Raw genomic sequence first — 12,518 nt, forward strand, 5'->3', positions numbered from 1 at the left:
GGCTCGGTGGGTGCACATACCAAGTAATCTTCCGCCTCTTTCGACTTCACGAACGGCCCCTATCATTGAATAAATAACTTGCAGTTAAGTACATAGAACGCGATAAAGGGATATTGTCAAGGCGACGCCCAGAGAAATTAATTGAACCCTCCTTTCGGTGAACGGTAGAAATCAGACTATAGCTAGTGGCCAACTGGCCACTGTGGCGCAGGGTGAGTTTACGAAACCCGTCTACGATTCAAAGTTTACGAAATAGCCCGAAGGGATGAGTTTCGTAAACGCCTAAAATGGAGCCTGATTCCCCGCCAAATTACTACGCCGGACGGAACTCGCGCTGGGAGGCCAAAACCACCACGATTCTAGGAAGGCGCTTATAACAAATGTCATGTTAAGTACATAGCATTCATACTAACGAATGCTTGAACAGCATTCGAAATACAACATCTTGCCCGTTGGTGGCTGCGCTGCCGACGGAGCCATTCAATCAACCAGCCCCAACGTGCGTGTGAAAACGTTCCGGGGAATGGTGACGGTCAGGCTTTGGTCGCCTTTTTCGGAGCGGGCCCGCCGCTTGTCTATCAGTGTTTGCACCTTGTCCTGACTGTCGTCGCGGGAGAACAGCACTCTGGCCACGTCCGTAACCAGAGTCACCGCCCGGGGCACGGGCACACTTACCTCCTGGTAGCCAGGGTCGGAGCGGGACGGAATAGCCGGCTTCGGGGCGCTCTGGGCCAAGCTACTTGTGACTTTGAGCAACAACGCAGCAAGTAAAACGGGTAGTTTCTTACTTGACATATAGGGGGTGGGTACCGCAAAGATGCCACCCCGCGCCGCTTCGTTGCCCGGCTACCCCAGTTTTTCCTTAAAAAGGCGCAGCGTGCGGTCCCAGGCTACTTTGGCTACCTCCGCGTTGTAGCGGGCCGGCGATGTGTCGTTGTTGAAGGCGTGATTGGCGCCCTCGTACACGTACAACTCGTACTTGGTGCCAGCTGCTTTCAGGGCGGCTTCGTAGGCTGGGATGCCGGCGTTCACCCGCTCGTCGAGGCCGCCGTAGTGCATCATCATGGCCGCTTTGATGTTGGGCACGTCTTCGGCTTTGGGCTGCGAGCCGTAATAGGCCACGGCGGCGTCCAGCTTGGGGTCGTGCACGCCTAGCTGGTTGGCCATGGCCCCGCCCCAGCAGAAGCCCACGGCGCCGGTGCGGCCGTTGCAGTCGGGCCGGGAGCGCAGGTACTCCAGTGCTTTGAGGTAGTTGTTCAGGTTTTTGGCCTTGTCGAGCTGGCCAATCAGCTCGCGGCCCTTGTCCTCGTCGGCGGGTGTGCCGCCGAAGGGCGACAGCGCATCCACGCCCAGGGCCAGATACCCGGCCTGGGCCACGCGCCGCGTCACGTCCTTGATGTGGGGCGTGAGGCCGCGGTTTTCGTGAATAACCACCACAGCGCCGCGCTTCTTGCGGCCCTTGGGACGCACCAGGTAGCCGCGCATGGCCGCGCCATCGCCAATCCAATTCACTTCTTCGGCCACCAGGTCATCGGCTTCGGGTGTGATGGTGGCGGCCTGCGAATAGCCCGGTTCCAGCACTGCCAGGGCCGCAATGGCCAGGGCCGTGCCGCCAGCCAGCTTGCCCAGCCGGTCCAGAAACTCCTTGCGGGTGAGCGGGGCGTGGGTGTATTCGTCGAAGAGGTTGATGATGCGTTGGTCCATGGGGCTAAATGTACTGATTAGGCGGTGAATACAAACACTGTGACCACGTTTATTCGGCTTCGCGGTGCACGGTGTCCGGGCTGAACGCGGGCACGCAAATCGACCAGTACTCGCACTCGGCATCAAACGGATTGGAGTAGCGTACCCGCGCCCCGCCCTTTATCAGCAGCGCCTGCCCGGCCTGCAGCTCCACCACGTCCCCGTCAATCTCAAACCGCTTGCGGCCGCGCACCACAATGGTAAACTCGTCGAAGGCGGGCGTCTGGTGCGGTTCGCTCCAGTGCGGCGGCGCCACCATGTGGGCCAGGCTATACGCCGAGGTGCCGGTGCTGGCCCCGCCCACGTGCTCTTCAATGAGCTTGCCGTCGGTAGTGGGCACGATGAAAGGGGAGGGGTTGAGAACGTAGCGTTTGTCAGACATGATTAAAAATTTAGTGGCAAAGAAAAAACTCCCCTCCTTTTTTAAGGAGGGGATGTTCGAGCCAACGGCTCGAACGGGGGTGGTTGCACTCGTTGAACGACACCCGAACGACTCTTAAGGGAATCGTTCGGCCATCGTTCAACGACTTTACCACCCCAGCTGGCGCTTCGCGCCAGCATCCCCTCCTTAAAAAAGGAGGGGAGTTGTCGTTCTCACGGCTTCAACTTTTCCAACAACTCAAAAGCGCGCGAATTGTATTTCCAGACAAAGAAATACGGCGTCTGCACCGCCCCAAACTGCACCCGAATGCGCTCCACGGCGGGCAGCATGCTGCCTTCAAAGTCGAAACACGGCAGCCCCAGCACCTCGCTGGCGTAGCGAATGGCCTCCCAGATGAGCAGGATGCCGGCCCCGCTCTCGCGCAGGGCCGGGTCGTCGCCCGAGAGGTGGTAGTAGGCGGCCTGCTGGTCCCAGATGAGGTACGCGGCCGAGTGGATGCGGTCCTGCGCGTCCACGGCGAAGAACAGCTGGCGGGCGCCGTGGGCAGCCAGGGCCGCGTCGTGCCGGGCAAACTGCGCCCACGAGTAGGGCATGGGCAGGCCCTGGCGGTCGAAGCTCATCTTGTTGAGCTGGTAGAACTGCTCCGGGGACAGGTCGTGCACCACGCGCACTAGCTGCTGCGCTTTTTGAATGTTGCGCCGGATGTTGCGATTCAGCCCGGCCTCTACCTGGGCCAGGTGGTGCAGGCCGTGCAGGCGGTAGGTGTAGTAGGTAGTCTGCTGGTACTTGCGCCAGTAGAAAGGCAGCCAGTTGGTGGCCGTGGGGTAGAAATTCTGCTTGAACGCCGCAAACGGGGACAGTTGCTTAATCAGCTCCTCCAGTAGCGCGTGCTCCTGCTTCAGCACCCCCCGGAATTCGGGCAGCAGGTAGGGGCCCAGCATTTTCACAAACGGCGGCATAGTCACGTACCGAAACGGGCCCTTGCGCTTGTAGAAGTAGGGCAGCGCGGCCACCACCCGGTCTTGCTGCCACACCAGTACCACGTCCCAGTCGCCGCCGGTGGCGCAGGCGTCCAGGTACCACGCCTGGGCAAACACGGGCACATCGGGCGCGGTGCGGCAAAAGTCGCGGTAGTGGGCTTTGGCGGGCATGGGCGCGGGCCTTATTTGGCGGGAGCCTCCGCGCAGGGGCCCTTGGTGAAGGTGCGCACGCCCGCGTTGCCGGCCACGCAGGCGTTGGCGTAGGTCTTGCCATCGCAGCCGCACACGGGGTCGTACTGCATGGTGCAAATGCCGTCCGGCTTCACTTTGCTGGGGTCGATGCAATCGGCGGCAGCCGTGGCGCGGGGGGACTGGGGCTGGCATGCAGCACCCAGCAGGAGCACGGCAAAAAGGAGGTGGGGTGTTTTCATAAGCAGCATGGGCAGGGGCGAAGCTACGGAGCCCAATTGGAACGCGGGCGCAAGCAAAACACAGTAAATGCCTTATGCTGGGCCGCGCCTGGAAATTTACGGGTTAGCTCAACCCCTGGCGGCGGTCTCCGTATAGTTGGCCAGACACACGCCTTCAAATTCGTGCAAAGTCACGCATAATTTGATGCTGTGCTTCCTTTAGAACATCTCTTACCCCTCATTCACCTTTCATTACCCAATCACCATGTCGTACCAAGAAGAAGACAACAACGCCGGTAAAATTTTGTTAGCCGCCCTCGCCGGTGCCGGCGCTGGCATCATCGCCGGTATGCTCCTGGCCCCTGACAAAGGCACTGCCACCCGCGAAAACTGGAAAGGCGTAGCCTCCAAATACAGCGGCCAGCTGGGCGAGCAAGCCAACAAGCTCGGTTCCGACCTCGAAGCTAAATTCAAAGAATACGCCGGCAAACTCGAAGACCTCGGCGTGACCCTGCCCGGCAGCAGCCTCAAGATGAAAGGCAACTGGGACGATGCCAAAGGCAAGCTCAAAGAGCAGTACGGCCAGCTCACCGACGATGACCTGACCTACACCGAAGGCCAGGGCGACCAGCTCGTGGGCCGCCTCCAGGAGAAACTGGGCAAAGGCAAAGCCGAAATCACGAAAATGCTGAACGATTTGTAAGTCGGCGCAAGCCCTTACAGTTGAGCCCCACACCGCAAGGTGTGGGGCTTTTTCGTGCGTCTCCAGCCTGTTCCGTTCCGGGGCGGTAGCTTTTTGGGGGCGGTACTAACAACTGGCGGAGTTTTCCGTTAGCTACTTATCATCCGCAAACAACAACATTTCTCTATTTTCATGAAAGACGATAAAGGCAAAGTCATTCTCTCGCTGCTGGCCGGCGCCACCGCGGGCATTGTAGCCGGCCTACTGCTGGCCCCCGAAACCGGCGACGAAACCCGGTCCGGCCTGCGCCGCTCGGCCTCCAAATGGGGCGGCGACCTCAGCAAGCTGCTCAAAGACACATTGGCCAAAGCCCAGGGCAGCCCCGCCGGCGATGCCAGCCCCGATGCTGCCGCGAACGAAAATAAAGCCGCCGCCGACCGCCTGCTCGCAGGACTGGGCAGCACCGTGTCTACCGCCCACACGCACAACAGCGACAACCCGGATTACGACGGCTTCGGTGATGATGTCCGCCACCGCGGCCCTCAGTAAGGGAGTTGATTGATTTCGTCGAACCGGGCTTGCAACAAAAAACAGTCATGCTGAGCGCAGCCGAAGCATCTCTATCGCTATACTAATCAGTTCTAGTATAGCGGTAAAGATGCTTCGGCTGCGCTCAGCATGACCGTGCTAAATGAATTCCGGTTATGTTTCAGGAAGGAGTTGAAGCTCGTGAAGCAGGTGCTGCAAAAAAACTTTTCACTTTTTCGCAACCCACTGAGCCGCTGCTACGTAAAACCATGTATAATCGCCTTGAAAGAAGGCCGAAACGTGTTACGAGTAAAATTGCCGACCGTAGGAGCTTCTATTGAAATTGGTTAAACAACTCAATAGTAAAATCAGACGTGTCCATCGCAAGCTTCTTGTAAAAACAACGGTTTGAAGGGTAAGACGATTATAAAAAGAAAAGCCCCGCACGACATTTCGTGTGGGGCTTTTCGATTTTAAGGCCGTTACGCTACTTGAAAATGTCATGTCGAGCGCAGCCGAGACATCTCGCCAAAGGCAGTAATCAATTCGTGAAATGAAGAATTACTACTACACGCGAGATGTCTCGGCTGCGCTCGACATGACGTTTTTCTTAGCAATGCAAGAGACCTACTTTCCCTCTTTATCCTGCTTCTCCTTCTGCACGTTTTCCGGCTTCATCTGCGGGAAAAACAGTACGTCCTGAATGGAGTGGGAGTTGGTCATAATCATGCTCAGGCGGTCGATGCCGATGCCCAGGCCGGCCGTTGGTGGCATGCCGTACTCCAGGGCGCGCAGGAAGTCTTCGTCGAGCACCATGGCTTCGGTGTCACCGCGCTTGCCCAGCTCCAGCTGGTCCTCAAACCGCTTGCGCTGGTCGATGGGGTCGTTGAGCTCCGAGAAAGCGTTGCAGATTTCTTTGCCATTGCAAATGGCCTCGAACCGCTCCACCATGCCGGGACGGTCGCGGTGCTTCTTGGCCAGCGGCGACATCTCCACCGGATAGTCGGTGATAAATGTGGGCTGAATGAGCTTGGGCTCCACGTGCTCCCCAAATATTTCGTCGATGATTTTGGCCTTGCCCATGCTCGGGTCCAAGTGCACGTGCAGTTCGTGGGCGGTTTCGCGCAGCTGCGCCTCGTCCATCTCGCCAATGGCCTTGCCCGTGTACTTTTCAATGGCCTCAAACATGGTGTAGCGCTGCCACGGCCGCTGGAAGTTGATGAGGTTGTCGCCCACCTGCACCTCGGTTTGGCCGTGCAGGGTCTGAGCCACGCGCTCCACCATTTCCTCCACCAGGTCCATCATCCAGGCGTAGTCCTTGTAGGCCACATAGAGCTCCATCTGGGTGAATTCAGGGTTGTGGAACCGCGACATGCCCTCGTTGCGGAAGTCCTTGCTGAACTCGTACACGCCGTCGAAGCCGCCCACAATGAGGCGTTTCAGGTACAGCTCGTTGGCAATGCGCAGGTACAGCGTCATGTCCAGCGTGTTGTGGTGGGTGGTGAAGGGGCGGGCCGCCGCGCCGCCGTACAGCGGCTGCAGAATAGGCGTTTCCACCTCCAGATAACCCTTGTCGTTGAGGAAATTTCGCATCGACTGCACCAGCTGGGTGCGCTTGATGAAGGTGTCGCGCACGCTGGGGTTCACCACCAGGTCCACGTAGCGCTGGCGGTAGCGCTGCTCGGGGTCGGTAAAAGCGTCGTAGGTCACCACTTCACCGGTGGTCTCGTCTTTCTGGGTTTTCACCACCGGCAGCGGGCGCAGGGCCTTGGCCAGCAGCTTCAGCTCCGTCACGTGAATGGACGTTTCGCCCACCTGCGTCTTGAACACGCGGCCTTTCACGCCAATGAAGTCGCCCAGGTCGAGCAGCTTCTTAAACACCACGTTGTACAGCGTCTTGTCTTCGCCGGGGCAGATTTCGTCGCGGTTCACATAGAGTTGAATGCGGCCCGAGGTGTCCATCAGCTCGGCAAACGAGGCCTTTCCCATAACCCGCGACGACATCAGTCGGCCGGCCAGGCACACCTCCTGAAAATTATTGAGCTCAACGTGGTAATTGTCGTGAATCTCCTTGGCGTAGAACGTCACGTCGTACAGTTCCGACGGATAGGCTTCAATGCCCAGCTTTTCCAGTTCTTCGAGCTTGTTGCGGCGGAGTATCTCCTGTTCGCTTAAATGGACCACGGATTTTTCGGATTTTTTCGGATTTCGCGGATTTTGTAGACGGTGCTTTCCCCCTAGGGCCGCAAAGCGAAGTGAGTTAAACTAATGAATCAGCAAAAGTAACCAACGAAAAACGCCGCTCTAAATAAGAGCGGCGTTTCTGGTGAAAGGCGGCGTTCACAAAATCCGTGAAATCCGCTAAAATCCGCGTTAATCCGTGGTCTAGGCGGCCATGCGGTACTGTGGGGCCTCGGTGGCAATGGCTGGGGCGCTCGGAGGCGTGGGGGCCAGCACCGGCTCCACGCGGGTACGCAGGCGGTCTTCCACAAAGCCGGCCTGCAGGTGCGCGGGCAGCTCGGCCACCAGCTGGCGGTAGCGCTCCAGGCCCAGGGCCTTGGCCACATAGGTCTCGTGCACCCCATTGAGGTAGCTCACGATGTTGAGCAGCGAGGTGTGAAACAGGCGGAAGTCGATGTCGGCCTCCACGTAGCGCTCAATCTCGCGGCTGGTCTGTGAAATGCGCAGGCGGCCCAGCAGGTCGAAGATGGTGGTGTAGCCCAGGCGCCAAGTAATCTGCTGCCAGTGGCTGGCCGTCCATTTGTCCAGCGGGCGGCCGGTCTTCTGGCTGCGAATGGCCGTGTTGGGGTTGGCTTGCACCTGCGCGCGGGTCCACTGCGCCTTCATTTTGCGCGTGGTGCGCAGGAACTGGCCCACCTGGGCCTGGGCGTCTATCTCCTTGCTGGCAATGTGCAGCCCGGCCTTGTAGCCCGCCAGCGGCAGGCGATGAATGCTGAAGTCACCGTAGGCGCCGGCCGCGTAGAACGACACCGGGCGCGGGTAGGCATTCTTCACCACCAGCCGCCCCACCTCACGGCGAATGAGCTGGTTGTTGTTGCTACGCACGCCCGTGGTGTACAGGAACGCCTGCAGGCCCGAATGAATAGCGTGGAAAGCCTGCGGGAACGTCCAGTGCAGGGCATTGCGCAGGAAGTTGTCGTCGCCCAGCTCGGCAGTGGCGCGCAGCGCGTACTCTGTGCTCCAGCTGGTGTGCAGCAGCTTGGTGAGCGCCGCCACGTCGGCATCGTTCAGCTCCGCGCTGTGGCTGCGGAAAAACGGTAGGTTCTGCAAACCGCCGAGCGCGTCGTCGTTTTCCTGAATATGGTAGTTGATGGCAAAGAAATAGTTGAGGAAAACCTGCGCCGGAATGGATTTGCGCCAAGTTTCGTCAGCTAGTTTTTGCTGCTGGTCGTCCCCGGTGGCTTCCACCGGCGGAATGAGCGGGATGATGCGGGTTTCGGCTGTAGTCGTCATGCTAGTTAAACAGCTTTTGGAGGTGAATTAGTTGCCTGTTTGCTAAATTTATTGTCAATTTATACTAATGATATTGTAATTGACAATCAGTTGGTTATGATGTTAATTGCAATATTTATTTTGGCTGGTTAACAAAAGCCGTTTGCTAACTAGGTTGACATGCGAAAAAAGTGCCAAAAAAACCCCCACTCCACAGGAGCAGGGGCTTTTGACAAACGGTAGTCGGCAGGCGCTAACAGGCTTAAAAGGCCCTTTCTCGCGGCACCTAGCTATTGCTTCAACTCATCCTGAATTACGGCCACGGCTTCGCCAATGGTGATGTCCTTCTTCAGGCTCTTGTTCACACGAGAGGCCCGGTTAATCTTTATCGTGTCGCCGCCCAGGGCGCGCAGGTCTACGGGGAGCAGGGCAAAATCAAGGCCGGTAGCCGTTTTCTGGGCAGCCTCGTAGCGGTCTGAAATGGCCTTGGCTTGCTGCTGCTCGGCGCGGTAGGCGCTCAGCTTAAGCGACACCACGGTTTCGTCCTTGCGTTTGCGCATGCTCTTCACCATTTCGTCCATCACCTTAAAACTGGGGTTGCTGGCAATGCGAGCCTTGCTATTGGTGCGCAGCTTCTCCAGAGGAGGAGGGGAATTCCAGGGGCGGTAACGCGCGGGCTGAATCTCGTCCCACTTCAGCGGATAGTCCATCTCCTTTTCGCCCTGGTCGAGGTAGGAGTACAGGTCCGGCACCACGATGTCTGACACCACGCCCTTAAACTGCGTGGAGCCGCCATTCACACGGTAAAATTTCTGGGTGGTGAGTTTCAGCGAGCCGATGGGCTTTACGCTGTTCAGCTCGGCGGGCAGGGCCTCGTCCAAATCGAAAATGCGCTGCACCGTGCCCTTGCCGTAGGTGCTGGTAGAGCCCAGCACCACGCCTCGCTTGTAGTCCTGCACGGCAGCAGCCAAAATCTCCGACGCCGAAGCGCTGTATTTGTTCACCAGCACCACCAGCGGGCCGCTGTACTGCACGCGGGGGTCGTTGTCGGTGAGCACCTGCGTGCGGCCGCGGCTGTCGCGCACCTGCACCATGGGGCCACTTTCCATAAACAGGCCGGCCATGGACACAGCATCGCCAAGCGAGCCGCCGCCATTGAAGCGCAGGTCCAGAATCATGCCTTTCACGCCCTCGGCGTTCAGCTTGGCAATCTCCTTTTTCACGTCGTCCGACGAGCTGCGGCCGCCGTTGTCGCTGAAGTCGGCGTAGAAGCCGGGCAGGCGCAAGTAGCCGATTTTCTGGCCGTTGTCATTAATAACCGACGACTGCGCATACTTCTCACTCACCTCCACCACGTCGCGGATAATGGGAATCACCTTGGTGCTGCCATCGGGTTTTTTCACAGTCAGGCGTACTTCCGAGCCTTTTTTGCCCCGGATAAGTGTTACTGCCTTGGCCGTGCGCCAGCCTTCAATGCTCACGGGCTCGGCCGCGCCCTGCGCTACCCGTAGCAGGGCATCGCCCTTCTTCAGGTCGCCCTGGCGGGCTGAGGCCGAGCCGGGCATGATTTCATCCACGTAAATCAGGCCTTCTTTCTCCCGTAGCGTGGCGCCAATTCCCTCAAAGCGGCCGGTCATTTCGTAGTCAAAATCTTCCTTGGCTTTGGGTGGGAAATATTCCGTGTGCGGGTCGTACGTATTGGCAATGGCCATCGCATAGGCCGACAGCCGGTCGTCGGCATCGGTCTCGTTGAAGTCCGCAAACTGGTTGTCATAGTATTTCAGAACGCGCTTGCGGGCTTCGGCCTCCATTTGGGGCAGGGTACGCACGGGCTCGGCGGCGGTGGGCGCTTCGGCATTGGCGGCGCTGGGTGCGGCCGTAGCGGCGGTGGGTTTGGCCTCTTTGGCCTTCTCCTGCGCCTCCACCATCTCCGATACCCGGCTGAGGGTTTCGTACTTCAGCAGCTTGCGCCACATCTCCTTCTGGGCCGCCTTATCGGCCGGGAAGGCCGCTTTCTCAAAATCAGTCTCAAACGTTTCGCTGGTCGTGAAGTCAAACGGCTTGGCCAAAATCTCGTGATAGAGACCGTCCATTTCCTTGGTGCGCTGGGCCAGGAGCTTGGTGCTCAGGTCAAGAAATTCGCGCGAGCCCCGCTTCAGCTGGTCGTCAATCTGGGTTTGGTAGCGGCGCAGCTCCTCCACGTCGGACGCCAGCAGGAACTGCTTGCGGTAGTCCAGGTTTTTCAAATACAGGTCAAAAACCCGCTTCGAAAAGGCGTCATCAATTTTCTCGGGCTGGTAGTGCTGCGAGCTGAGCACCTGCAGCATGAGGCCGTTCAGCACCTGGTCTTTGCTCGGCACGGTCGAGTCGGCCCGGCGAAACAGTCGGTAGGAGGCCAGAACAAACACGGCTGCTACCAAAAAGGCATAAAGGCCGACTTTCAAGCGGGGAAAAGACATTAGCAGAAAATAAAACTTGGGATGAAAATCAAATATACGGTGCGCCGCAAGCTAGGCAGCACTCGGTAACCTACGGTGAAAACGCCCCGGTGGGTGAAATAAGTGCCCGGCAATTGATATCACCGCCACACCTACTATACAGACTAATTGGTCCCGCCATAAGTTGCAACAAAAAAAGCCTTTCCCATTCGGGAAAGGCTTTTTTGGGGAGCTAGCGGCCTAAGCCAAAAACCAGCTTAGTACTTGTAAATCTTGTCGCCGTTGTGGCGGCGGAACTCTTCTTCGAAGTACTTGGCATCTTCATCGTTGCGGGGTTTCACGCCCATCACGATGCCACCGTTCTTAATACCGGTTTCGTATTCAGCAGCGTGCTCCTCGGGAATACCCGAGCCCACCAAGGCGCCTACCAGGCCACCCGTGAGGCCACCGGCACCGGCACCAGCCAATGCAGCGGCCAACGGACCGGCAATGATGAGGCCCAAGCCAGGCAGAGCTACCGACGTACCAATGGCTGCAATAGCGCCAATGATAGCACCAGCGGTGCCGCCAATGGCCGAGCCTACGCCAGCACCTTCCATGGCCTTATCGCCCAGGTCGGAATCAGGAGTGTTGTCACCAAAGTGCGTCTTGCGGGTCTCGTCCGACATGAGCAGGTTCACGTCGTCTTTACCGTAGCCACGCGACGAGAGCGACTGATAGGCCTTCTCTGCGCTGCTGCGGTCGCGGAACATGCCGCTCATATTGGCGCCACGGCTCGAGTCGTAGGGCTGGCCGGATACGGCGTGCGCTGCGTGGTCGGCGGTGTTCTGCACGCCGTCTACGGCGCGGCCTACTACGGCACCAGCGGTGCCAGCCATAGCTGCACCCTTAGCGGTTGCGCTGAAGTCATCGCCATCGGCGGCGTTGCCCAGCGAAGCACCCGAGCTATTGGTAACACCCGTGCCACTGGTAGAGCCGGTACCTGCGTTGTAGCTGGTGCCTTCGTTGCTCGAGCCGGTGCTGTTGCCCATGCCGGTACCCGTAGAGCGGGTGCCATAGTTAGAGCCTGCGCCGGTACCAGTGTTCTGTGGGTTGTTTGGATCGTTAGTATTCATGGTGGAAGGGAGAAAGATGTGGAAAAGTTAGCCAACCTTCCGGCTGGTTGCTGTATTTAACGGGCCACTAGCAACTGAGGTTACATCCCGCTTACTTTCTGTCTTTCTCCAATGCTGCCCTTCCAATCACAAGGCACGGAGTTCTTATTCGCCTCCTTTAGGCAAATTTCTGGAACGACGGTTCGTCGCGCCAGAAATCGCGGCACTCCTGAATGAGGTTCTTCAGAAAGTCCGGGTCCTGTTTGAGGCTGCGCCATTCGCCCATACCCATTTTTTCGCAGAGCTTGTAGAAGTTGTCACCCTGGCCTTTAGAGCCCGGTACTTTCACGAGGCAGCTCAGCGGCGGCCGGCCGGCTTCGTGCTCGGCCACGGAAATTTCGGCCAGCATATCGTTGAGGCGCGACTTTTCGTGCGAAATCTCCAAATTCAGCCCCAATTCAGCCTCCTGCACCAGCGTCAGGTAGCTCACAGTACCGGTTTGTTGCCGAGAGTAGCGAATCAAATATTTGCGGACGCGAGCAATCATTGTAGAATATTAAGTGAACAAAAATCTATCTGGGGGGCTGAAAATTAGTGAAATTAAACGGGAAGCACCTACTGCCGGCGCATACCCGAAGCCACTATTTCAGGCCCTAAGGGTTTTTTCACTGCCAGAATCGTTCCTAAAATCCCAACAGTGGTGTTTGAGGCCAAAATAAAAAGGCCCAACGGCCCTGCCGGCGGCGAATTTCTTTTTGAATCAGCAGGAATTCGCGGCTGCTCTGGCCGGCGATGGCCGTATTCTCAT

The 12,518-nt window shown here is 58.1% G+C and carries 12 protein-coding genes; 2 read left to right on the forward strand and 10 right to left on the reverse strand.

Annotation, left to right across the window (positions count from 1 at the left end; translation table 11 throughout):
- Window positions 1-480 precede the first annotated feature (480 nt).
- The 5 genes from BEN48_RS13520 to BEN48_RS13540 all read right to left on the reverse strand — a co-directional run bounded on the left by BEN48_RS13520 (window position 481) and on the right by BEN48_RS13540 (window position 3,536).
- Window positions 481-735 carry a hypothetical protein gene (locus BEN48_RS13520; RefSeq protein ID WP_070735460.1) on the reverse strand — a complete coding sequence of 85 codons (255 nt, stop codon included), beginning with the start codon at window positions 733-735 and terminating at the stop codon, window positions 481-483.
- A 111-nt stretch (window positions 736-846) separates the two neighbouring features.
- A complete protein-coding gene (locus BEN48_RS13525) occupies window positions 847-1,704 on the reverse strand; it encodes a dienelactone hydrolase family protein (protein ID WP_070735461.1) in 858 nt (285 codons plus the stop codon).
- A gap of 49 nt (window positions 1,705-1,753) precedes the next feature.
- Window positions 1,754-2,125, reverse strand: coding sequence for a cupin domain-containing protein (locus BEN48_RS13530; RefSeq protein ID WP_070735462.1), 372 nt, complete (start codon window positions 2,123-2,125; stop codon window positions 1,754-1,756).
- A 212-nt stretch (window positions 2,126-2,337) separates the two neighbouring features.
- Window positions 2,338-3,276, reverse strand: a complete 939-nt coding sequence (locus BEN48_RS13535) for a GNAT family N-acetyltransferase (RefSeq protein ID WP_070735463.1) — start codon at window positions 3,274-3,276, stop codon at window positions 2,338-2,340.
- 11 nt (window positions 3,277-3,287) lie between these two features.
- The gene (locus tag BEN48_RS13540; RefSeq protein WP_083321064.1) at window positions 3,288-3,536 is read right to left on the reverse strand and encodes a Kazal-type serine protease inhibitor domain-containing protein; all 249 of its coding nucleotides are present in this window, start codon (window positions 3,534-3,536) and stop codon (window positions 3,288-3,290) included.
- Between the two features lie 244 nt (window positions 3,537-3,780).
- On the opposite strand from BEN48_RS13540, the gene BEN48_RS20110 reads away from it, so the two are divergent.
- Both BEN48_RS20110 and BEN48_RS13550 read left to right on the forward strand, forming a co-directional pair.
- A complete protein-coding gene (locus BEN48_RS20110) occupies window positions 3,781-4,218 on the forward strand; it encodes a CsbD family protein (protein ID WP_083321063.1) in 438 nt (145 codons plus the stop codon).
- A gap of 171 nt (window positions 4,219-4,389) precedes the next feature.
- The gene (locus tag BEN48_RS13550; RefSeq protein WP_070735464.1) at window positions 4,390-4,746 is read left to right on the forward strand and encodes a YtxH domain-containing protein; all 357 of its coding nucleotides are present in this window, start codon (window positions 4,390-4,392) and stop codon (window positions 4,744-4,746) included.
- A gap of 606 nt (window positions 4,747-5,352) precedes the next feature.
- Here the strand turns inward: BEN48_RS13550 and lysS are convergent.
- The 5 genes from lysS to BEN48_RS13575 all read right to left on the reverse strand — a co-directional run bounded on the left by lysS (window position 5,353) and on the right by BEN48_RS13575 (window position 12,257).
- Window positions 5,353-6,909 carry a lysine--tRNA ligase gene (gene lysS, locus BEN48_RS13555; protein ID WP_070735465.1) on the reverse strand — a complete coding sequence of 519 codons (1,557 nt, stop codon included), beginning with the start codon at window positions 6,907-6,909 and terminating at the stop codon, window positions 5,353-5,355.
- Window positions 6,910-7,110: 201 nt separating this feature from the next.
- Entirely contained in the window at window positions 7,111-8,199 is a 1,089-nt protein-coding gene (locus BEN48_RS13560) for a hypothetical protein (RefSeq protein ID WP_193408680.1), read from the reverse strand.
- 269 nt (window positions 8,200-8,468) lie between these two features.
- On the reverse strand, window positions 8,469-10,637 hold the full coding sequence (locus tag BEN48_RS13565) for a carboxy terminal-processing peptidase (protein WP_070735466.1): 2,169 nt from the start codon (window positions 10,635-10,637) through the stop codon (window positions 8,469-8,471).
- Window positions 10,638-10,873: 236 nt separating this feature from the next.
- Window positions 10,874-11,731 (reverse strand): hypothetical protein, encoded by an 858-nt coding sequence (locus BEN48_RS20115; RefSeq protein WP_317043712.1) that lies wholly within the window; start codon window positions 11,729-11,731, stop codon window positions 10,874-10,876.
- A 157-nt stretch (window positions 11,732-11,888) separates the two neighbouring features.
- Complete coding sequence (locus BEN48_RS13575; RefSeq protein WP_070735467.1) at window positions 11,889-12,257, reverse strand: hypothetical protein; 369 nt, start codon at window positions 12,255-12,257, stop codon at window positions 11,889-11,891.
- Window positions 12,258-12,518: the final 261 nt, after the last annotated feature.

The sequence above is a fragment of the Hymenobacter glacialis genome (assembly GCF_001816165.1).
GTDB classification, from domain to species: domain Bacteria; phylum Bacteroidota; class Bacteroidia; order Cytophagales; family Hymenobacteraceae; genus Hymenobacter; species Hymenobacter glacialis.